The organism is Algorimicrobium bowmanii (genome assembly GCF_054031195.1).
The window spans coordinates 198,020-221,619 of record NZ_CM132929.1; the positions used below are offsets into that span (position 1 = coordinate 198,020).

A 23,600-nucleotide genomic window follows, 5' to 3' on the forward strand; every position below is an offset into this window, starting at 1 on the left:
ATGAGGTTCTGTATGTTCAAGTGAGTAAAACTCTAAAAATCACAACTTGTAATTTCGGTAACACGTAAAGTATTTACCATACCTTTTTCTTGTATTGGCATAGCCGCTAAACTTATTAACATATCACCTGCTTCTAAATAGCCTTTTTTACATGCTATAGCATTTACATCTTCGATAGTTTCATCAGTACTTACAAACTTATCGTAGAAAAAAGCTTTCACACCCCAAAGTAGATTTAATTGGGTTAAAATTCGTTTGTTAGAGGTAAACACTAAAATATGTGCCTGTGGGCGCCAAGCCGAAATTTGAAATGCTGTATAGCCACTATTCGTTAATGTAGAAATAGCGCTAGCATCAATTTCGTTTGCCATATTAGCCGCATGATAACAAATAGACTTCGTTATATAACGTTTTGTACGAATATGCGGAGGCATTTGAGGTACTTTAATCAGACTAGAATCTTCCACACTTTTGATAATATTAGACATTTGTCTAATTACCTGTACTGGATATTGTCCAACTGAAGTTTCTCCTGAAAGCATAACCGCATCGGCACCATCCATAACGGAATTAGCAACATCATTTACTTCGGCACGCGTTGGTGTTAAACTAGAAATCATAGTTTCCATCATTTGCGTTGCAATAATAACAGGGATACGGGCTTGTTTAGCACGTAATACTAATTGCTTTTGAATAAGTGGAACCTCTTCAGCAGGAATCTCAACACCTAAGTCACCACGAGCAACCATTAAACCGTCGCAATAAGCCACAATTTTATCGATGTTTTCAACCGCTTCAGGCTTTTCTATTTTAGCAATAATTGGAATTTTATGGTCGCTATGCTCATTTATTAACTCTTCTAATTGCATTAAATCTTCTGCATGACGTACAAACGACAGAGCCATCCAATCTACTTCCATTTTAATTGCAAAAATGGCATCGTCAATATCCTTTTCAGTTAATGCAGGCTGAGAAATATTTGTATTTGGTAAATTTACACCTTTCTTAGAACGCAACGGCCCACCTTGGATAACGCGTGCTTTTACTTCCGATTTTTTATCAGTAGAAACCACTTCGAAAATAAGCTTACCATCATCTAATAAAATACGTTCTCCTGGCTTAGCATCTTGAGGGAATTTCTCATAAGTCATGTATACACGTTTCTTAGTACCTTCAAAACGTTCACCGGTAGCAAAAATAATCTCGTCTCCTTCATTTACGATTACTTCACCTTTCATAGTACCAACACGTAGTTTAGGACCTTGTAAATCGCCTAAAATAGCTGCGTTATATCCGTATTCGTCATTTAATTCACGTATCATAGTAATACGCTCTTCTACATCTTTATAATCGGCGTGAGAAAAATTAATTCTAAACACGTTTACGCCTTCTTCAAGCATACCTTTTAAGACTGCTTTTGTACTTGTTGCAGGTCCTAATGTAGCTACTATTTTTGTTTTCTTTCTTTTTAACATTAATAAAATATTAAGTTGTTTTTAGATTTTAATTCCATGGGATCAACACTATAAGTGGCGATAACATTGGGGATTTTTTGAATTTTTTTTAAAAGGTCTTGAATTGCTTCATCACTGATAACATCGTCTGTTATTTTTAAAAAGTAATTTACCTTTTTATATTCGGGAATTAGGTGGTAGGTTTTCATTACCGTTTCCTCAGAACTAAATAATGTATTATCATTTTCAGTTGCTTGTAATTCCACACGGCATTTATTAGAAACCAAGTGCCATGTTACAAACTTACAGGCATCAACCCATTCAAAAATTTCGTATTGTGTTTGATTTCCGAAGTCTAAATCTTCCCGCTGTCTTGATAACTGTGTTCCTAACGCTTTGTTAAGCAGATAAACCAGTTGGTAACTTTCCATACTACAATGAATACCAATTAATGCGTAATCAATGATATCCGTAAAATCATCTAAACTAAGTTTTTGCATTATCATAATCATCAAAACTAAATGTAAATATAGCATTAAAAAGCTATAAATAGATGTTGTTTACATTAAACTTAACATGAAAATATTACGAAAACGTTATAGTATGTATCGCTTTATCTTGGTTTGGATATTTCTTTTTGAAAAACAAAAAATGCACGTTTAGAAGCTTTTTCTTCAGCCTTTTTCTTGGAAGTTGCACGCGCTTTTGCCACCACTTTATCGTCTATGGATAGTTTTACAGAGAAATGACGAATATCATCATTTCCTGTATCTTCATAAACATTATAATTAAATGTTTTCTTTTCTTTCTGACACCATTCTATAAGCAAGCTTTTATAACTTATTACCTTACCTTCTAATTGTGTAATATCAACATAAGGGATAATTACTTTCTTAAAAATAAATTTTTCGCAATACTTATAACCTCTATCTAAAAATATAGCACCTACAAGGGCTTCAAATAAATTTCCGTGTATATTTTCCCCAAAATGGCCGGTTGGTATTTTACTTTTCACTAAATCTATCAAACCTAGATCTTTACCCAGTTCATTAAGGTGTTCGCGACTAACTATTTTAGAGCGCATTTTTGTAAGATATCCTTCATCACCACTTGGAACTTCGGAATATAAATGTGATGCAATAACAGACCCCAACATGGCATCTCCTAAAAATTCGAGACGTTCGTAATTTATAGGGTGCCCATCGGCATCCCTGATATTCATGGATCGGTGGGTGAAAGCTTTTCTGTAGTAATCAATATTTTTAGGTTTAAACCCTAGAATATTTTGAATTGGTACAAAAAAATTCCCGTCTTTTTTTGAACGGGAATTTAATATGTTTCGAATGTTTTTCATTCGTGTTTAATCTAATTTCTTAAATAATACGCAGGCATTATGGCCACCAAATCCAAACGTATTACTCATGGCAACATTTACGTCGCGCTTTTGTGCTTTGTTTAATGTTAAATTTAGTTCAGGATCAATTTTATCATCAGCAACCTCATGATTTATGGTTGGTGGTACAATACCGTGTTCCATTGCTAATATAGAAGCAATAGACTCGATAGCACCAGCAGCACCTAGAAGGTGACCTGTCATGGATTTTGTTGAATTAATATTGATTGTTTTTGCATGACTTCCAAACACCTCAGAAATAGCTTTTAATTCAGCCACATCTCCAAGCGGTGTTGAGGTACCATGCGTGTTGATATGATCAACCTCTTCTGGTTTTACGCCTGCATTTTCTAAACAATTTCGCATTACTGCTATAACACCAATACCTTCAGGGTGTGGTGCAGTCATGTGGTGAGCATCAGAAGACATACCGCCTCCTAAAACTTCCGCATAAATTTTTGCTCCACGCGCTTTAGCGTGTTCGTAATCTTCTAGAATAATTGCTCCAGCACCTTCGCCTAATACAAAACCATCTCTGGTGGCATCAAAAGGTCTTGAAGCTGTTTCTGGGCTTTCATTTCTAGTCGATAAAGCATGCATGGCATTAAAACCACCCATACCTGCAATTGTTACTGCAGCTTCACTTCCTCCAGTTACAATAACATCGCAATGTCCTAAACGTATATAGTTTAAAGCATCAATCATGGCATTGGCTGAAGAAGCACAAGCAGATACTGTTGTATAATTAGGCCCCATAAATCCATGCTTGATAGATATGTTTCCTGGTGCAATATCTGCAATCATTTTTGGGATGAAGAATGGGTTAAATCTTGGTGTACCATCGCCAGCAGCAAAGTTTAACACTTCGTCTTGGAATGTTTCCAAACCACCTATTCCTGCTCCCCAAATAACACCGACTCTTAATTTATTTACAGCATCTAGGTCCAATTTAGAATCTGCTATTGCTTCATCTGAAGCAACCATAGCATATTGTGTAAAGCGGTCCATTTTACGAGCTTCTTTTCTATCAAGAAAATCGGTGGCATTAAAGTTTTTTAATTCGCAAGCAAATTTTGTTTTGAACTTTTCAGTATCAAAATATGTTATAGGTGCGGCACCACTTTTACCATTTATTAAGGCTTTCCAAAATTCATCTTTGGTATTCCCAATAGGTGTTAATGCTCCTAATCCTGTAACTACAACTCGCCTTAATTCCATAAATTCTAATGAATTATTTTTTTGCCTCGTCTATATAAGAGATAGCTTGACCAACAGTTGCAATGTTTTCTGCTTGATCATCTGGGATTTGAATATCGAATTCTTTTTCGAATTCCATTATTAATTCTACAGTGTCTAATGAATCTGCTCCTAAATCGTTAGTGAAGCTAGCTTCAGTTACAACTTCGTTTTCATCAACACCTAATTTGTCTACGATAATCGCTTTTACTCTTGATGCAATGTCTGACATAATCTTTTAATTTTAAGTTTTATTAGTTGGCAAAAATAAAAATTTTATTCTTATTCCACACCTTTACTGAAAAAATGTGGTGGTAATTTACTAATTTTCCTTTTAAGTAAATCCCTTTTACCTTCTAATTGTTATTATTTATTCTTTTTTTTGCGTTACTATTCAATCATAATAAGCTGCTATATGAAACGTATTATAATTTTTGCTTCCGGATCTGGTTCTAATGCCGAAAATTTAATTAATTTTTTCCAAAACAACAGTTATGCTGAAGTTACGCAAGTTATGACAAACAATTCACATGCCAAAGTATTAGATCGTGCGAAAAAGTTAAATGTTAGCGCATTTTCGTTTAATAGGCATGCATTTTCTAAGACTGACGATGTTTTAAATATTTTAAAAAGTTTAAAACCCGATTTAATAGTTTTAGCCGGTTTTTTATGGAAATTTCCTGAACACATTCTTGCTGCATACCCAAATCAGGTTATCAATATTCATCCAGCTTTACTACCTAATTACGGTGGGAAAGGCATGTATGGCATGAATGTTCATGAAGCTGTAGTAGCTAATAAAGAAACTGAAACAGGTATCAGCATCCATTATGTTAATGAGAATTACGATGAAGGTGCAATAATTTATCAAACTAAGTGTACGGTTTCGCCCGATGACACGGCTGAAAATGTGGCTGCAAAAATTCACGAATTAGAAATGACACATTTTCCGAAAGTTGTTGAAAGCTTATTAAAACCACAATAATTACAAACTAAATCACCTTTTTACAAACCATGTCTAAAAAGAAGAAAAAATACTATACTGTCTGGAAAGGCCACAAAACAGGTGTTTTTGAAAAATGGAATGATTGTAAAGCCCAAATTAAAGATTACCCAGGTGCTGTTTACAAATCTTTTGAAACCTTTGACGCCGCTAAAAAAGCACTAAACAGTAACTTTAAAGATTATATTGGTAAGAAAAAAGCTTTTAAAAGTGAACTATCTGATGTACAATTAAAAAAAATTGGACGTCCCAATTATAATTCTATTTCAGTAGATGCAGCTTCTTCTGGAAACCCTGGCATAATGGAATATAGAGGTGTAGATACAAAAAGTAAAAAGCAACTGTTTATTCAAGGTCCTTTTCCTGAAGGAACGAACAACATTGGTGAATTTTTAGCTTTAGTTCACGGTTTAGCTTTTTTAAAACAACACAACAGTAATCGTATCTTATATACTGACTCTAGAATAGCCATGAGTTGGGTTCGCAAGAAAACCTGCAATACGAAGTTAGAACGAAATGCTAAAAATGAAAAACTATTTGAATTAGTCGATCGAGGGATTAAGTGGCTAAAAGAAAACACCTACACTACCACCATTGTAAAATGGGAAACCAAAGCTTGGGGCGAGATACCTGCAGATTTTGGACGGAAGTAAATTATAAAAAGACATATACTACACCTTATCCTGCCCGATCCTAAACAACAGATTTGATCTTCTATTTAGCCTTCTCATAAATTATTACTTAAAAACTCAAAATACCACAAGTAAGGTCATATATTTCAGCTCTTTAAACACCTCAACTATATAGCCATACTGCTTATTAAATAAATTCGCTTTTTAGTTTACAAAAACCGTATATTTGCATCAAAATTTGAAACCGCTTTATGAGCAAATTAGTAATTGTAGGAACAGTAGCTTTCGATGCTATTGAAACTCCTTTCGGGAAAACTGATAAAATTTTAGGAGGCGCAGCCACATATATAGGCCTTGCCGCTTCTCAATTTAATGTAGATGCTGCAGCTGTATCGGTTGTTGGTGGTGATTTTCCACAAGAATATTTAGATCTATTATCTGATAGAAAAGTAGATATTTCAGGTGTTGAAATCATTAAAGAAGGTAAAACATTCTTTTGGAGTGGTAAATACCACAACGATATGAATACACGTGATACTTTAGCAACAGAGCTAAATGTATTAGCCGATTTTCAACCTGTAGTTCCTACAGCATACCGCGATGCTAAAATTGTAATGTTAGGTAATTTACACCCACTAGTACAATTAAGTGTTCTTGAACAAATGGAGACAAAGCCTGAGTTAACCATCTTAGACACCATGAATTTTTGGATGGATTGCGCTCTAGACGATTTACTAAAAGTAATCAAAAAGGTAGATGTTATTACCATTAATGATGAAGAAGCTAGACAATTAACAGGTGAATATTCCTTAGTAGTTGCTGCACGAAAAATTCATAAAATGGGACCTAAGTACGTGGTTATTAAAAAAGGTGAGCATGGGGCTTTATTATTCCATGACGCTAATGTTTTTTTCGCACCAGCTTTACCATTAGAGGAAGTTTTTGATCCTACAGGTGCTGGAGATACGTTTGCTGGAGGTTTTGCTGGATATTTAGCTAAATCTGATGACATCTCGTTTGATAACATGAAAAACGCTGTTATATACGGATCTACATTAGCTTCGTTTTGTGTTGAAAAATTTGGCACAGAGCGTATGGTTTCCTTAAACAGTAACGAGGTTCACAAACGCCTACAACAATTTAAGAGCTTAACACAGTTCGATATAGAATTATCATAATACAAGCGCGCTCTTAAATGGAGCGCGTTTTTAATTTACACAACAGTACACACTACAACAACACAACACAACAATGAGTGACGCTTTAAAACATGAATGTGGTATTGCACAGATTCGTTTATTAAAACCATTAGAATACTATAAAGAAAAATACGGTAGCGCCTTTTATGGGGTTAACAAGATGTATTTACTAATGGAAAAACAGCATAACCGCGGACAAGATGGTGCTGGTTTTGCAAGTATAAAACTAGATACCCAGCCAGGAGAACGCTACATTAGTCGCGTACGTTCTATTGAACAGCAACCTATTCAGGATATTTTTGCTAAAATTAATGAACGTATCAACAAAGAGCTGACTGAAAACCCAGAATATGCTAACAACGTAGAACTACAAAAGAAACACATACCATACATTGGCGAATTACTTTTAGGTCATGTACGTTACGGAACTTTTGGTAAGAATAGTGTAGAAAGTGTTCACCCATTTTTACGTCAGAACAACTGGATGCATAGAAACTTAATTGTAGCGGGTAACTTTAACATGACAAATGTTAATGAACTTTTTGATGGTTTAGTTCGTCTTGGACAGCACCCTAAAGAAAAAGCCGATACAGTTACAATAATGGAAAAAATAGGTCATTTTTTAGATGATGCTGTTTCCAAATTATATAAGAAATTAAAAAAAGAAGGGTTCAGTAAAAATGAATGCTCTAATTTAATTGCTGAGCGTTTAAATATTGCTAAAATTTTAAAAAAATCTGCTAAAAATTGGGATGGCGGTTACGCTATGGCGGGTTTAATTGGTCATGGCGACTCATTTGTACTACGTGATCCAGCAGGTATTCGTCCAGTATATTACTACAAAGATGACGAAGTTGTGGTTGTAGCTTCAGAACGTCCTGTAATTCAAACTGTTTTTAATGTCAACTTTGAAGACGTTAAGGAACTAGAACCTGGAAATGCCATTATAACAAAGAAATGTGGAAAGGTTAGTATTGAAAACATCTTAGAACCTTTAGAACGTAAAGCCTGCTCTTTTGAGCGTATTTATTTTTCTCGTGGTAGTGATGCCGAAATTTACCAAGAGCGTAAAAACCTAGGTAAGTTACTAATGCCTAAAGTATTAAAAGCCATTGATAACGACACTGAAAATACGGTTTTCTCATACATTCCCAATACTGCAGAAACATCATTCTTCGGAATGATCGAAACTGTAGAGGAACACTTAAATAAGAAAAAAACAGCTGCTATATTAGCTGGAAACGGCCAATTAAGCGCAGAAACTGTTACCAACATACTTTCAGAACGTCCACGTATTGAAAAAATAGCTATTAAGGATGTTAAACTACGAACATTTATCACAGAAGATAGTAGTCGTGACGATTTAGTTGCTCACGTATACGATGTTACTTACGGTGTTATTAAGCCAACTGACAACCTTGTTATTATTGATGATAGTATTGTGAGAGGTACAACTTTGAAGAAAAGTATCATTAAAATGATGGATCGTTTAAATCCAAAACGAATTGTAGTAGTTTCTTCAGCACCTCAAATTCGCTATCCAGACTGCTATGGTATTGACATGGCTCGTTTAGAGGATTTAATAGCTTTCCGTGCTATGCTTGAATTATTGGAAGAAAATAATAAATACCATTTAGTACAAGAGGTATACGAAAAGTGTAAATTACAAGTAGAATTAGCCGATAAAGACGTTAAAAACTTTGTCAAGGAATTATACGAACAATTTTCAAGCGAAGCTATTTCAGATAAAATTTCACAGTTAATATCAAACGAACATATTAACGCGGAGGTTATTACCATTTTCCAACCTGTAGAAAATTTACACAAAGCTTGCCCTAAAAACTTAGGCGATTGGTATTTTACAGGTAATTACCCTACGCCAGGTGGTAACCGTGTAGTAAACCGTGCTTTTATCAACTTCTTTGAAGGCAATAAAGAACGTGCTTACTAAAATTAAATGACTGAAAATGTGGTGATTATGTATTTCAACCGAAATACATGTATTTCAACAGATTTATAGTTGTCCGCATTAAAAAATGATATACTTTAGAATCACCATAACATAAGTAGGTTAAGTTTATGGTAGATTTGGGGCAAAAAAAGGTGAACTTCGGTTCGCCTTTTTTTATTTTAAAAAACACAGAAAATCTTCCACTTACCATACTGTATAATAGACAACAAAAACAGTCACAGACTATAAAACAACACTTAATATTCGTTTAACTGTTTTATAAGTCGTTTATCTAATATTTTTTAATTGAAGAACTTCTAAGTATATATTTGTATCACCATAACATAAGTAGGTTAAGTTTATGGTAGATTTGGGGCAAAAAAGGTGAACATCTGTTCACCTTTTTTCATTTAAAATAATAACAAGATTTTTAAATACTAAAATTAAAAAAAGGCAAACCTGAAAACAGGTTTGCCTTTTTAATATAAATTAAGATTATGCTACTTATTTAGCTTCTGCATAACGTCTTTCAACTTCGTTCCAGTTAATTACATTAAAAAATGCATCAATATAGTCAGGACGTCTGTTTTGGTAATTTAAATAGTAAGCATGTTCCCATACATCTAATCCTAAAATTGGTGTACCTTCACAAGTTACTCCTGGCATTAATGGATTATCTTGGTTTGGAGTTGAGCAAACTTCAACTTTACCACCTTTATGAACACATAACCATGCCCAACCAGATCCAAACTGTGTAGCTGCTGCATTACTAAATGCTGTTTTAAACTCCTCTACACTACCGTAAGCTGCCTCAATAGCATCTTTAAGATCTCCAGATAAACGACCTTTACCTTCAGGATTCATAACATCCCAAAATAAAGAGTGATTATAAAAACCACCACCGTTATTTCTAACAGCTTTGTTATCCATATCTAAATTGATAAGGATGTTCTCAATTGTTTTACCCTCTAAATCAGTTCCTTCAATAGCAGCATTTAATTTTGATGTATAACCTGCATGGTGTTTAGAGTGATGTATTTCCATAGTGCGTGCATCTATGTGCGGCTCTAACGCATCATAGGCATATTTTAATTTCGGTAATTCGAAAGCCATAATTTCTATTTTTAATAGTTTATAATTAATTTATCCCAAATTTACGCATAATCGCCTTCAATTAAAAATAATTAATACCTATCAAATCATTGATAGTTTTTATCTTGTGTAAAATTTCGCCATAAAACATGACCACGAATCATCCGTATCTTATTTATAATGCCTCCGCAGGTAGCGGAAAAACGTATACCCTGGTAAAAGCTTATTTATCCATTTTACTTAAATCAACTGGTAAACAAGCCTTTAAAACCATTCTTGCTATTACGTTTACCAATAAGGCTGCAGGCGAAATGAAATCTCGTATTATTGAGGCGCTAATTGCATTTTCATCCGAAGATACCCAAGATAGCTCCAATAGTATGTTTGAAGAATTATGCACCGATTTAGATATATCGGCAGGTGACCTACAGACTAAAAGTGCTGAAGTATTAGATGCTATTATGCATAATTACGCTGCATTTGATATTTCAACTATTGATGGTTTTACCCACCGAATAATTAGAACTTTTGCACACGACCTAAAATTACCTTTAAATTTTGAAGTCGCCTTGGATGTTGAGTCGCTTTTAAATGAAGCCGTTGACCGACTTATTTCAAAAGCGGGAACCGACAAACGTTTAACCAAGACATTAGTAGATTTTGCAATTGAAAAAGCTGATGATGATAAAAGCTGGGATGTATCTAGAGATTTTTATGCTATATCCAAGCTCCTTATTAATGAAAACGACAGACCGTTTATAGCGTTACTCCAAGATAAAACACTAGACGATTTTAAAACTTTAAAATCTACCCTAACAAAAGAGCTAAAAAAAACAAAAAACCTGTGCATCGAAAGCGCTACAGAAACACTAAGGCTCATTGAAAATAATGGTTTAGAGTTTGAGAATTTCTCACGAAAATCCTTACCTAATTACTTTAAAAAAATATCAGAATCTGATTTTGGACCAAAAATAGAAGATGCAAAATGGGTTACGGATTTGCTAGAAGGCAATACCATATATCCTAAATCTAAAACTGATGCGGACACAGCTGCAACTATTGAAAATATTCAACCACAATTAATTGATTTTTTCACAACCACTAAAACAGCTGTAACACACTATGGTCTACTTAAAGCCATATACCGAAATCTAACTCCCTTGTCTGTAATAAATGCCATAAACAAGGAGTTACAGCAAATTAAAGAGGAACAAAACGTTATGTTAATTTCGGAGTTTAATAGTGTAATTAGTCAAGAAATAAAAAATCAACCTACGCCATTTATATACGAACGTATTGGAGAAAAGTTTAAACATTATTTTATTGATGAATTTCAAGACACCTCCTCACTACAATGGCAAAACTTAGTGCCTTTACTAGATAATGCCATAGCATCAAAACCAGGAAGTTTAATGCTTGTAGGCGATGCTAAACAAGCTATTTACAGGTGGCGAGGCGGAAAAGCAGAACAGTTTATTGACTTATACAACCAAAACGAAAATCCATTTCATTTAGAACCTAAAATAATCCCTTTAGAATCTAATTTTAGAAGTTTTGAAAACGTTATCTCCTTCAATAACGGTTTTTTTAAATACCTCTCTGAAACTGTATTCAGTCACACAGATCACATTAACTTATACCAAGAAGCAAACCAATTAATAAAAAAAGCAGATTCAGGCTATGTACAATTAGAATTTCTGGATTTTAACGACATCGATGATAAAGATTTAGCTTATTCTGAAAGTGTTTATAACACCATTGAATCTTGTTTAGAAAATGGATACAAACAAGCTGACATTTGTATATTAGTAAGAAAGAAAAAAGAAGGAATAGCTATTGCCAATTATTTAACTGAAAAAGGCTTAAGCATCATGTCGTCTGAAACATTATTACTCAACAACTCGCAGAATGTTCAGTTTATTAATAATGTTTTACGCTTAATCTTACAACCTGAAAATCAAGAAACCAAAGCTGCCGTTTTACTACACCTAGCCGATAGCTATAAAATTACTGATAAACATCAATTTTTAAAAAAACATATATCTTATAATATAACAGACTTGTTTAAGCAATTTGAGAGTTTAGATATAATAATCAATTATACAGAACTTATACAATTGTCTTTTTATGATTTAGTAGAAACAATTATTCGCCAATTTAATTTGATTGATGAGTCGGACGCATTTGTACAATATTATATGGATGTTGTATTGGAGTTTACTGAAAAGCAGTTAGCAGATATTGGCAGTTTTCTGAATTATTTCGACTCAAAAAATGAAAAACTAAGCGTTGTTACACCAGAAGGTTTTCAAGCCATTCAGATCATGACAGTCCACAAATCTAAAGGTCTAGAATTTCCAGTCGTTATTTTTCCATTTGCTGATATGGATATTTATCGAGAAATAACACCTCAAGAGTGGTTTCCTATAAATCCAGAAACATTTAACGGATTTAACTATACGCTTCTTAACTACAATAAAGCGTTTGAAAACTATGGCGAAGCGGGAGCGCAAATTCATCACAGACACCAAACGGAACTCGAGTTAGATAACATAAACATATTGTACGTGGCATTAACCAGGCCTGTTGAGCAATTATATATTATTTCAAAATTGGATGTTAACGCAAAAGGTGTCCTAAACACAAAAACCTATGCTGGTTTTTTTATTGGTTATTTACAGCAATTAAGAAAATGGGAATCAAACCTATTATTTTACCAATTTGGAACACCACAAAAAATTTCGGAATCCAAAACAACCAAAACCACTCCCATTATCCACAACCATTTTGTTTCAACTCCAAAAGAAACACACAATATTAAGGTTGTAACTAGATCAGCTAGTTTATGGGATACGGAACAAGGTAAGGCTATTGAAAAAGGGAATTTAATACACGATTTAATGGCCGAAATAACAACTGAAGCTGACGTGGACACGGTTTTAGTGTCATTTTTGGATAAAGGAATTATTAGTCAAGATCAAGAAACCGTATTAAAAGAAACTGTATTGCAAATAATACACCATCCTAAACTTCAAGAATATTTTAAAGACACACAAATAACCGTTTATAATGAACGTGATATTATTTCAAATGATGGCAGCATACTCAGACCAGACCGCCTTGTTATTAATGAGCAAAATGAAGCCATTATAATAGATTATAAATCCGGAAAAGAGCTCCCGAAACACACACAACAATTAGAGAAATATGAAGCTATATTAAAGGTTATGAATTACCAAGTAATCAAAAAAATACTTATTTATATAAATGATAGTATAGCCATAAAAGAATTTTAACTTTGCAGAAATATTAAAGATTATGTACGGAAAAATACAACAACATTTAGAAAAGGAATTACAAGAAATAAAAGCTAGCGGTTTATACAAAACAGAACGTGTTATCACTTCGGCACAAGGTGCAGAAATCACTTTAAATACGGGCGAAACAGTATTAAACTTTTGTGCTAACAATTATTTAGGATTATCATCTCATCCAGATGTTATTCAAGCCGCAAAAGATGTTATGGATACACATGGATTTGGAATGTCGTCTGTACGTTTTATTTGTGGTACACAAGATATTCATAAAGAACTAGAACAAAAGATAGCCGATTTTTACGGCACAGAGGACACCATTTTATATGCTGCAGCTTTTGATGCTAATGGTGGTGTTTTTGAACCTTTATTAGGTAAAGAAGATGCTATTATATCAGATTCATTAAATCACGCGTCAATTATTGATGGAGTTCGTTTATGTAAAGCTGCTAGATACCGTTACCAAAATAACGATATGGCAGATTTAGAAAAACAACTTATCGAAGCCAATGCCAATGGTGCTCGTCATAAAATAATAGTTACCGATGGTGTATTTTCTATGGATGGTCTTGTTGCCCCATTAGATGAGATTTGTGATTTAGCCGATAAATATGATGCTTTAGTAATGATTGATGAGTGTCATGCAACCGGGTTTATCGGTGCTACAGGTCGTGGAACATTAGAAGAAAAAGGTGTTATGGGTCGTGTAGATATTATAACTGGTACATTAGGAAAAGCTATGGGGGGAGCCATGGGGGGTTATACAACAGCCAAAAAAGAAGTAATTGAAATTTTACGTCAACGCTCAAGACCATATTTATTTTCAAACTCCTTAGCACCGGCAATTGTTGGAGCATCAATAAAAGTATTCGACATGCTTGCTAATGATACTTCTCTACGTGATAAGCTAGCTTGGAACACAAACTATTTTAAAGAAGGAATTAAAAAAGCAGGTTTTGACATAGTAGATGGCGATTCAGCCATTGTACCCATTATGTTATATGATGCACAATTATCACAAACAATGGCCAACATGTTATTAGAAGAAGGAATTTATGTAATTGGATTCTTTTTCCCAGTGGTTCCAAAGGATAAAGCCCGAATTCGTGTGCAATTATCAGCAGCTCATGAAAAAGAACATTTAGACCATGCTATTTCAGCTTTTATTAAAGTTGGAAAACAATTGGAAATTATTTAAAATCAAGACAAACAAGCACATTTTCGGGGAATTACACAATATTTTTCTATATTTGTCTTTGTTAATAATATTTAACAACTTACTTTTGTTTACAATTAACACTTAAAAATTAAATTTTTGAATATGAAAAATCTTAGCAGATTATTGTTCGCTATGTTACTTATGTTAGGTATGAGTAATACATACGCACAAGATGAAAACAACCCTTGGGCAATAAGCCTTGGAGTAAACGCAGTTGATTTCTACCCTACAGGAGAAAATGCACCACTTGGAGATTATTTTGATGAATACTTTAATGCTACAGACCACTGGAACATTTTACCATCATTATCTTCATTAACTGTTGGTCGTTATATTGGTAGTGGTTTCACATTAGGTGCTACAGCTTCTATTAACAAAATTGACAAGTTTGGTGATGATCGTACAGTATACGGAGATGCAACTTATTTTGGTCTTGACGGTGTTGTTAAGTACGGTTTCGGTACGTTATTAAATTCTTCATGGTTCGATCCTTACTTAGGTGTAGGTGGTGGTTACACATGGGTTGATGAAATTGGTGCTGGTACATTAAACGGAACTTTAGGAATTAATTTCTGGGTTAGCGAAAATGTTGGTATTACTGTTCAATCTGCTTACAAACATGCATTCGAAGATTATTTAGATACACATTTCCAACATACTGCTGGAATTACATTTAAGTTTGGTGGTAAAGATACTGACGGCGATGGTGTATATGACAAAGATGACGCTTGTCCAGAAGTATTTGGTTTAGAAGCTTTCAACGGATGTCCTGATACTGACGGTGATGGTATTGAAGATAGTAAAGATTCTTGTCCTAACGAAGCAGGTCCTGCTGAGTTTAACGGATGTCCTGATACTGACGGTGATGGTATAGCTGATAAAGATGACGCTTGTCCTACTGTAGCTGGATTAAAAGAATTAAACGGTTGCCCAGATGCTGATGGTGACGGTGTTGCTGATAAAGATGACAAATGTCCTAATGAAGCAGGTCCTGCAGCTAACAATGGTTGTCCTTGGGCTGATACTGACGGTGATGGTGTAGCTGATAAAGATGATGCATGTCCAGACAAAGTTGGTACTGTTGCTAACAATGGTTGTCCTGAAGTAACTGAAGCTGTACAAAAAGCTTTAAACGCTTACGCTAAAACGATCTTATTTGATACAGGTAAATCTTCTATCAAAGCACAATCTGAAAAAGTTCTTCAAGATATCATTGCTATCTTAAAAGAATACCCTAACGCTAAGTTTACTGTTGAAGGTCATACTGATAGTGTTGGTAGTGAGTCATTAAATATGAAGTTATCTGACTCTAGAGCATTATCTGTAAAAGATTACTTAACTTCTAACGGTATTGATGCTTTCAGATTATCATCTAAAGGTTTTGGTGAGTCTAAGCCAATTGACACAAACAAAACTAGAGCTGGTAGAGCAAACAACAGACGTGTAGAAATCAATTTAGTAAAATAAATTATTTCACATAAATAAATAGAAAAACGCTCCGAATATTCGGAGCGTTTTTTATTTTTATAAAATGACAACTTTTATACATGAGGTTCTTGAAGATCTAGAGAAGAAAGAGGTAGACATTTCCAATGCAACCCTTATCCTACCCAGTAAACGGGCTGGAATATTCTTAAAACATCAACTAGCAAGCACCTTAAAACACCCCATATTTTCGCCTAGCATACTAAGCATTGAAGAGTTTGTAGAAGAACTCTCAAACCTCAAAGCTATTTCAAATACCGAATTGTTATTTGAATTTTACAATACTTACCTACAAATTAACAACACTAAAGAGATTGATACATTTGATGCTTTTTCTAAATGGGCACAAATTTTAATCCAAGATTTTAACGAAATTGATCGGTACCTTATTCCACAGGAAAAGATTTTTGACTACCTAAGTGCTATTAAGGAAATAAACCACTGGTCTGTTGATACTGATCAAACCGATTTCATTAAAAATTATCTAGTTTTCTGGAAGAAACTAAAAGTTTACTACAATCAGTTTACCGAAAATTTAATAGCCGATAAAAAAGGGTATCAAGGTTTAATTTACAGAGAAGCAGCAAACAGTATAACTTCTTATTCAAAAAATAATCCAGATAAAAAATATATTTTTCTAGGCTTTAATGCATTAAACAAAGCAGAAGAAGCTATTATTCAAACTCTATTACAAAATAAACAAGCTGAGATTTATTGGGATATAGATCAAGCTTTTTTTAATAACACCAATCACGATGCTAGCTTATTTATAAGACAGCATCAGAAACAATGGCCATATTTTGAAAACAAGCCATTAAATTGGGTGGCCAATAATTACAATAAGCCGAAAGACATATCTGTAATTGGTGTTCCTAAAAATGTTGGACAATCTAAGTGTATTGGCAACATTTTAAACAAGCTCCAAAAAGAAAACAAAGCACTTAATAGTACTGCCGTAGTGTTGGGTGAAGAGAGCCTTTTACTACCCGTACTTAACTCTATACCTGAATCTATAGATGCATTAAATATCACCATGGGACTGCCATTAAAAACCATCCCATTAGCTACGTTATTTGAGCATTTATTTTTGGTTCACAAACGGAAAACGGACACCTATTATTTTAAAGATGTTATAAAGTTAATAGCTCACCAATTTATTAGTCCTTTACTAAACACAGATCAGGGAAACGATTTACAACGGATTATTAAAACTATAGAAACAAATAATTTAATATACATACCGTTAAACCGATTAATAGAATTAGCACCAGAGCATGAAACCTTACTAACACTACTTTTTGGTAATTGGCGAAACCAACCAGAAGTAGCCTTATCACAGTGTAAAACTTTAATTTTAAAAATTAAAGAACATCTAGAATCTCATAAAAATCAAAACTTATTAGCTCTAGAGCACCTATTTAAATTCAATAGTCTGTTTAACGAATTAAGTCTATTAGACAACCGTTATAAGCACTTAAAAGACATTCATGGCTTATTTACGGTGTATAAAGAACTATTAAGTTCCGAAACCCTAGACTTTAAAGGAGAGCCATTGGAAGGCTTACAAGTAATGGGAATGTTAGAGTCGCGTGTTTTGGATTTTGAGACAATTATAATTGCCTCCGTTAATGAAGGTATTCTGCCCTCTGGAAAAACAAACAACTCGTTTATTCCTTATGATGTAAAGCTTGAAAACAAACTCCCAACTTACAAAGAAAAAGATGCTGTTTACACCTATCACTTTTACCGATTATTACAACGTGCTAAACATGTATATATAATTTATAATACCGAAATAGACGCTTTAAAAGGAGGTGAAAAAAGTAGGTTTATAACACAAATGGAGCTAGAAGGCATCCATAAAATTAAACATAGTATTGCAATTCCTAACTTAAAAATAAATGGGAATATGCAACTAACTACAATACCAAAAGATACCGATGTTTTAAATCAAATTAAAGCATATGCAAAAAAAGGATTCTCTCCATCTGCTTTAACAAGCTATATAAGAAACCCTATCGATTTCTATTTTCAAAAAGTTCTAAAAATAAAAGAACACGATGATGTAGAAGAAACGGTTGCTGCAAACACCCTTGGAACTGTTATCCATAACACCTTAGAGGATTTTTACAAACCGTATGAAGGCAAGCAGATAACCTGGGAGCTTGTTGATTCTATGAAAGCTAAAATTGAAACCACGGTTATTAAACATTTCAAAGAACTCTATAAAGAAGGCGATGTTAGCACAGGAAAAAACCTAATAGTATTCGAGATAGCCAAACGCTATATTGCTAATTTCTTAGATTTAGAAATTGCCGATTTAAAAGCTGGAAACACGTTAGAAATTATTGCCATTGAATTAGATAATTTAGCCGAAATTAAAATTCCGGAACTAGATTTCCCCGTGCGAATTACCGGTAAAGTAGATCGTGTAGATAAACGTAATGGTGTAACCCGAATTATAGATTACAAATCGGGACGAGTAGACGCTACTAAAGTACAAGTTACCGAATGGAACGATTTAACAACAGATTATGACAAGTATAGCAAATCCTTTCAAGTACTTACATATGCGTATTTAATGCATACTAAAAACCCCTTTTCAGAACCTGTAGAGGCTGGAATTATTTCGTTTAAAAACTTGAGTGCTGGATTTATAAAATTTCACAAAAAACAAGCAGGAAGTAGAACTAAAAACGCCATAATTACAAGTGATGTGTTAGCGGACTACGAAAATGAGTTAAAGAAATTGATTTTAGAAATTTGTAATATTGAAATTCCCTTTATTGAAAAAGAAGTTTAAATGTATATATGAAAAGAGCAATGTTTAAAACATTGCTCTTTTTGTGGAGAATATCGGAGTCGAACCGATAACCTCTACGCTGCCAGCGTAGCGCTCTAGCCAGCTGAGCTAATCCCCCAAAAGGAATTTATATAAAATAAATCGTTTCTATTTACATCATCAGCTCTGAGAATAGCCACTTACTTTAAACCGCTAAGTACTAAAACAGGTAAAGTCTGACTTTGGAAATCCTTTTTAAGAATGGTATTCTTCTCCCATAATTTAGAGAAAAAACCACGTTTGCGGCGAACAACACATAATAAATCTGGATCGTTGTCTTTATAATGCTCTAAAACTCCCTGAAAAGTAGTGGCATTTTCAGTTTGAGTTGTATTTGTAATCATATGCGCTAACACCGGATTAACTTCAAAATCACCTTCTTTATAAAAAGGTGTCTGAACCAATAGCAAATTAACTATAGATCGGAATTGGTCCTTTATGGCTATAAGCGGAAGTAGAGACTCTTGCTTTTTTATTACGGCAGATTTTAATGCCATTAGAATATAAACAATAGGCTTAAAATTAGTCCCCTCCGGAACAATCAACGCAGGAATGTTGGTCTTTTTAATAATTTTTCCTGAAATTTTACCTAAGAACAACTCATCATTAATAGAGTTTGTTCTAGGTTCAATTAGTATTAAATCGATATCCAAAGTATGACAAACCAATTCCAGGGTGTCTACTAATTTTCCTTTGAAGGATTTAATTACAACCTCAACACCTTTGGTATCTACCTTTGAAACATGAGCTTTCAAAAACTCATAACTTTCACGCTCTAAAATATGATCGATTTTTATCATAGTCCCCGCTTTAGAGTAAACATCATAAACTTGAACTACATATAGTTTGGCTCCAAAGGATTTAGCAAAATCTACAGCATATTGTAAGTGACTTACGGCATTTTTAGACGAACCTACAGGAACTAAAATATTCTTCATATTGATAAGGTTAATTACTAATTAAGACGAAATTTACATAAAAAAACATAATATACAAGCCTATAGTATACATATACTATTTAAAGTCCCAAAATTACCAAACACGATTTACACAACCTCATAAAAGGCAATAATGTGTCAATTAGAAAATAGACGGTCTTAGTCTACCAGAAAAAATTAAATTATAAAGAAAAAGTTTTACGAACTTCGCAGCCCATAAAACAACACACGCAAATAGCAGCTTACAATACATTTTGAGTACTGACATACATATAAAAGCCATAAATAAACTAGCCATTCCTGCTTTAATAGCTGGTGTTGCTGAACCTATTTTATCTATTACTGACACCGCTATTGTTGGAAACATCTCAGAAAACGCTACGGAATCATTAGCTGCTGTAGGGATTGTGGGTACTTTTATATCTATGCTAATTTGGGTTTTAGGGCAAACACGTAGTGCTATTTCGTCTATAGTTTCACAGTATGTAGGAGCGGATAATCTTGATCAAGTAAAAAATTTACCTGCACAAGCCATCTATATAATAACATCTTTAAGTCTTCTAATAATAGTAGGTACTTATCCATTTGCGGAATCGATTTTTAAGCTCTATAATGCGTCTGATTTAATACTTTCTTACAGTGTAGAATATTACCAAATTCGGGTGTTTGGTTTTCCTTTTACCTTATTTACAATTGCTGTTTTTGGAACATTTAGAGGTTTACAAAATACCTACTACCCGATGGTCATAGCATTAATAGGCGCTTGTACAAATATTGTCTTAGACTATATTTTAGTCTATGGGGTTTCAGGTTATATTCCAGCTATGAATATTAAAGGCGCTGCTTATGCGAGTGTTATTGCACAACTTATAATGGCATTAATTTCCGGCTATTACCTGCTAACAAAAACAAATATACCTTTACGCTTTAGCTTTCCTTTTAACCCAGAGATAAAGCGTTTTATAAGTATGATTCTTAACCTATTTGTTAGAACATTAGCCTTGAATGTCACCTTATATTTTGCAAGTTCTTTTGCTACCAGTTACGGAAAGGAATACATTGCAGCTTATACTATTGCCATAAATCTTTGGTTTCTAGGTGCGTTTATAATAGATGGTTATGCTAGCGCTGGAAACATATTATCAGGTAAGCTTATTGGTGGAGAAAAATATGGAAAACTGATAAACCTGAGCAATAAACTTATTAAATATGGTGTCATACTCGGATGTATAATGGCTGGTTTAGGGTTTCTTTGTTATAATTACGTAGGACTAATTTTTACACATGAAGAAGCTGTTTTAGTGGAATTTCATTCCGTCTTTTGGATTGTTTTAGCCATGCAACCACTATGTGCTATTGCCTTTATTTTTGACGGCATGTTTAAAGGTTTAGGGAAAATGAAAGATTTAAGAAATATTTTACTCGCTGCTACATTTCTTGTATTCGTACCTGTTTTATTCATGTTAGATCATTTAGAGTATAAACTGTATGGTATTTTTACAGCCTTAACACTATGGATGCTGGCTAGAGGATTACCTCTTATTATAAAATTTAGAAAAGAATTTTTACCACTTTCAGAAAAACACTAACTTTAACATCTAACTTTTAGAAGTACCATGGCATTTTTAGCATTATTTCAACAACTAAATATTGAAGAAAAAATTAAAAACGCACCTGATGAGCAATATGAAATTGGCATTTTTATTGGCTCCTTTATTCCGTTTTTAGTACTTGTGATAATTGCTTACGCTATTTATAGATACAATAAAAACAACTTAAATAAAGATTAGTATGGGCGGTAATATGTTATTTTTAGTATTGGCAATTGTTTTGATTATCATTTATGTTTACAATCGAAATAAACGCCGTTAATCAACGCGTTTTTAACCAACCCGTAATACTTAATCGCTCTGTTTTTACAGGTTTCACTTCGTGTTCCAGAATTTGACTTTCAAATATAACAACACGACCGGGAAATGGATAGATAACTTTTTCTGTTTCAACGCCATTTTCATTTAAATACAATACTAATTCGCCACCATTTTCAGGCTTCCAATTTTCATCGTTTAAATAACATACAAAAGATAATTTTCTACGGTCATCATTTTGAAAAGTATCTAAATGTCTTTTATAATAAGTTCCTTCAGAGTATAATGCATAATGAAACTCCTTATGTAAAATACCCAAAAAGCACGTTTTATTAAGATAGGAAACAAGGCTGTTTATTTTATTAAAAAAAGCACTTTCCATAGGATCTAAACGGTTTTCATCTATCCATAAAATCACATCGCCTCTGATGGACTTCTCAACAACCTCATTTACACGATTTCCAATAGCTGCTTTTTTAAACGCATCCGCCTCATATTTCTCAAACAAAGAATGCCTTAACTCAAAAACTTCCGCTTCTGTAAAGAAATTTTCAATCAAACTATATTTTTGAGTTAAAATATTATCAATAATACGCTCATATAGCGGATTTTGAACAAAAGAAATATTTTCAAACAACTGACTCATAGCGGCATAACAAATTAAAAGCCGGCAAATGTAATCTAAAAACCAATTGCTTTTACAAAACGATTATCTTTGCAGTGAAAATAAATATCATGGGAAACATTAGAATTACAAAACAATTCTCTTTTGAGACTGGACATGCCCTTTATGGTTATGATGGAAAATGCAAAAATGTGCATGGACACAGCTATAAATTATCGGTAACCGTTATTGGAAAGCCTATTAAAGACCCGAATAATGTTAAGTTCGGAATGGTTATAGACTTTGGAGATTTAAAGAAAATTGTAAAAACAGAAATTGTTGATGTTTTTGATCACGCTACCGTGTTTAATAAAAACACTCCACATGTTGAGTTAGCTAAAGAACTTCAAGACCGTGATCATAATGTTCTATTAGTAGACTACCAACCAACTAGCGAAATGATGGTTATAGACTTTGCTAAAAAAATAAAAAGCTACTTACCATCGCATATTGCTTTACATTCATTAAAACTTCAAGAAACAGAAACAAGTTTTGCGGAATGGTATGCCAGTGATAACCAAGATGCTTAAAAAACGAATTTCTTTATATTTACCAAATGAACATCCCTAAAGGAAAAAAAATATATTTCGCCTCCGATAATCATTTAGGCGCACCAACACCGGAAGCATCACGGCCGCGTGAACAAAAATTTGTTGCTTGGCTAGATGAGATAAAAAAGGATGCTGCAGCTATTTTTTTAATGGGTGATTTGTTTGATTTTTGGTTTGAATATAAAACCGTTGTTCCAAAAGGCTTTACGAGAACTTTAGGAAAACTAGCAGAAATAACAGACTCTGGAATCCCTGTTTATTTTTTTGTTGGAAATCATGACCTATGGATGGACGGGTATTTTGAAGAAGAATTAAACATTCCTGTTTATCATACAACTCAAGAATTTACTTTTAATAATAAGACTTTTTTAATTGGACATGGTGATGGTTTAGGCCCAGGCGACAAAGGTTTTAAACGCATGAAAAAAGTGTTTACAAACCCGTTTAGCAAATGGCTATTTCGCTGGTTACATCCTGATATTGGAGTGAAATTAGCTCAATACATGTCGGTAAAAAATAAATTAATTTCAGGGGATGAAGATGCCAAATTTTTAGGAGAAGATAACGAATGGCTTGTTCAATACTGCAAGCATAAACTAGAAACTAAAGATATTAATTACTTCGTATTTGGCCACCGCCATTTACCACTTGAAATACCTCTTAAAGACACTTCAAGGTATGTTAATTTAGGAGATTGGATCCAATATTATACCTATGGTGTTTTTGATGGTGAGACTTTAGAATTAAAAACATATTAAA

The 23,600-nt window shown here is 33.6% G+C and carries 20 protein-coding genes and 1 tRNA gene; 12 read left to right on the forward strand and 9 right to left on the reverse strand.

Annotated elements, in window-relative coordinates; all coding sequences use genetic code 11:
- Nucleotides 1-32 precede the first annotated feature (32 nt).
- The 5 genes from pyk to ACW5R3_RS00910 form a co-directional block, all read right to left on the reverse strand.
- Nucleotides 33-1,475, reverse strand: a complete 1,443-nt coding sequence (gene pyk, locus ACW5R3_RS00890; RefSeq protein ID WP_456577739.1) for a pyruvate kinase — start codon at nt 1,473-1,475, stop codon at nt 33-35.
- Nucleotides 1,475-1,960, reverse strand: a complete 486-nt coding sequence (locus ACW5R3_RS00895; protein WP_456577740.1) for an IPExxxVDY family protein — start codon at nt 1,958-1,960, stop codon at nt 1,475-1,477. The genes pyk and ACW5R3_RS00895 overlap by 1 nt, the downstream gene beginning before the upstream one ends.
- Nucleotides 1,961-2,067: 107 nt before the next feature.
- Nucleotides 2,068-2,808, reverse strand: coding sequence for a ribonuclease III (gene rnc / locus ACW5R3_RS00900; RefSeq protein WP_456577741.1), 741 nt, complete (start codon nt 2,806-2,808; stop codon nt 2,068-2,070).
- Nucleotides 2,809-2,814: 6 nt separating this feature from the next.
- Complete coding sequence (gene fabF / locus ACW5R3_RS00905; RefSeq protein ID WP_456577742.1) at nt 2,815-4,065, reverse strand: beta-ketoacyl-ACP synthase II; 1,251 nt, start codon at nt 4,063-4,065, stop codon at nt 2,815-2,817.
- A gap of 13 nt (nt 4,066-4,078) precedes the next feature.
- The gene (locus ACW5R3_RS00910; RefSeq protein WP_456577743.1) at nt 4,079-4,315 is read right to left on the reverse strand and encodes an acyl carrier protein; all 237 of its coding nucleotides are present in this window, start codon (nt 4,313-4,315) and stop codon (nt 4,079-4,081) included.
- A 183-nt stretch (nt 4,316-4,498) separates the two neighbouring features.
- Between ACW5R3_RS00910 and purN the strand changes: the two genes are divergently transcribed.
- The 4 genes from purN to ACW5R3_RS00930 all read left to right on the forward strand — a co-directional run bounded on the left by purN (nt 4,499) and on the right by ACW5R3_RS00930 (nt 8,868).
- Nucleotides 4,499-5,068 (forward strand): phosphoribosylglycinamide formyltransferase, encoded by a 570-nt coding sequence (gene purN, locus ACW5R3_RS00915; RefSeq protein WP_456577744.1) that lies wholly within the window; start codon nt 4,499-4,501, stop codon nt 5,066-5,068.
- Between the two features lie 29 nt (nt 5,069-5,097).
- Nucleotides 5,098-5,739, forward strand: a complete 642-nt coding sequence (locus tag ACW5R3_RS00920) for a ribonuclease H1 domain-containing protein (protein ID WP_456577745.1) — start codon at nt 5,098-5,100, stop codon at nt 5,737-5,739.
- A 230-nt stretch (nt 5,740-5,969) separates the two neighbouring features.
- Nucleotides 5,970-6,896, forward strand: coding sequence for a PfkB family carbohydrate kinase (locus tag ACW5R3_RS00925; RefSeq protein ID WP_456577746.1), 927 nt, complete (start codon nt 5,970-5,972; stop codon nt 6,894-6,896).
- Nucleotides 6,897-6,969: 73 nt separating this feature from the next.
- Complete coding sequence (locus ACW5R3_RS00930; protein WP_456577747.1) at nt 6,970-8,868, forward strand: amidophosphoribosyltransferase; 1,899 nt, start codon at nt 6,970-6,972, stop codon at nt 8,866-8,868.
- Nucleotides 8,869-9,372: 504 nt separating this feature from the next.
- Here ACW5R3_RS00930 and ACW5R3_RS00935 read toward each other — a convergent pair.
- Nucleotides 9,373-9,981: a superoxide dismutase gene (locus ACW5R3_RS00935; RefSeq protein WP_456577748.1), complete on the reverse strand. Its 609-nt coding sequence runs from the start codon at nt 9,979-9,981 to the stop codon at nt 9,373-9,375.
- A 128-nt stretch (nt 9,982-10,109) separates the two neighbouring features.
- Here ACW5R3_RS00935 and ACW5R3_RS00940 point away from each other — a divergent pair, with 128 nt between their 5' ends.
- From ACW5R3_RS00940 to ACW5R3_RS00955, 4 genes are all read left to right on the forward strand, one after another.
- Entirely contained in the window at nt 10,110-13,256 is a 3,147-nt protein-coding gene (locus ACW5R3_RS00940) for a UvrD-helicase domain-containing protein (protein WP_456577749.1), read from the forward strand.
- Between the two features lie 22 nt (nt 13,257-13,278).
- Nucleotides 13,279-14,472, forward strand: a complete 1,194-nt coding sequence (gene kbl / locus ACW5R3_RS00945; protein WP_456577750.1) for a glycine C-acetyltransferase — start codon at nt 13,279-13,281, stop codon at nt 14,470-14,472.
- 123 nt (nt 14,473-14,595) lie between these two features.
- Nucleotides 14,596-15,960, forward strand: a complete 1,365-nt coding sequence (locus tag ACW5R3_RS00950; protein WP_456577751.1) for an OmpA family protein — start codon at nt 14,596-14,598, stop codon at nt 15,958-15,960.
- A gap of 64 nt (nt 15,961-16,024) precedes the next feature.
- A complete protein-coding gene (locus ACW5R3_RS00955; RefSeq protein WP_456577752.1) occupies nt 16,025-18,781 on the forward strand; it encodes a PD-(D/E)XK nuclease family protein in 2,757 nt (918 codons plus the stop codon).
- A gap of 44 nt (nt 18,782-18,825) precedes the next feature.
- Here ACW5R3_RS00955 and ACW5R3_RS00960 read toward each other — a convergent pair.
- Nucleotides 18,826-18,899, reverse strand: a tRNA-Ala gene (locus ACW5R3_RS00960).
- A gap of 61 nt (nt 18,900-18,960) precedes the next feature.
- Nucleotides 18,961-19,758 carry a universal stress protein gene (locus ACW5R3_RS00965; RefSeq protein ID WP_456577753.1) on the reverse strand — a complete coding sequence of 266 codons (798 nt, stop codon included), beginning with the start codon at nt 19,756-19,758 and terminating at the stop codon, nt 18,961-18,963.
- 254 nt (nt 19,759-20,012) lie between these two features.
- Here ACW5R3_RS00965 and ACW5R3_RS00970 point away from each other — a divergent pair, with 254 nt between their 5' ends.
- Complete coding sequence (locus ACW5R3_RS00970) at nt 20,013-21,347, forward strand: MATE family efflux transporter (protein ID WP_456577754.1); 1,335 nt, start codon at nt 20,013-20,015, stop codon at nt 21,345-21,347.
- Nucleotides 21,348-21,374: 27 nt separating this feature from the next.
- Entirely contained in the window at nt 21,375-21,548 is a 174-nt protein-coding gene (locus ACW5R3_RS00975; RefSeq protein ID WP_456577755.1) for a hypothetical protein, read from the forward strand.
- Nucleotides 21,549-21,630: 82 nt separating this feature from the next.
- Here the strand turns inward: ACW5R3_RS00975 and ACW5R3_RS00980 are convergent, their stop codons facing one another.
- Nucleotides 21,631-22,272: a 2OG-Fe(II) oxygenase gene (locus ACW5R3_RS00980; protein ID WP_456577756.1), complete on the reverse strand. Its 642-nt coding sequence runs from the start codon at nt 22,270-22,272 to the stop codon at nt 21,631-21,633.
- Nucleotides 22,273-22,361: 89 nt separating this feature from the next.
- Between ACW5R3_RS00980 and ACW5R3_RS00985 the strand changes: the two genes are divergently transcribed.
- Nucleotides 22,362-22,820, forward strand: coding sequence for a 6-pyruvoyl trahydropterin synthase family protein (locus tag ACW5R3_RS00985; RefSeq protein ID WP_456577757.1), 459 nt, complete (start codon nt 22,362-22,364; stop codon nt 22,818-22,820).
- A 26-nt stretch (nt 22,821-22,846) separates the two neighbouring features.
- The gene (locus ACW5R3_RS00990) at nt 22,847-23,599 is read left to right on the forward strand and encodes a UDP-2,3-diacylglucosamine diphosphatase (protein ID WP_456577758.1); all 753 of its coding nucleotides are present in this window, start codon (nt 22,847-22,849) and stop codon (nt 23,597-23,599) included.
- Nucleotide 23,600: the final 1 nt, after the last annotated feature.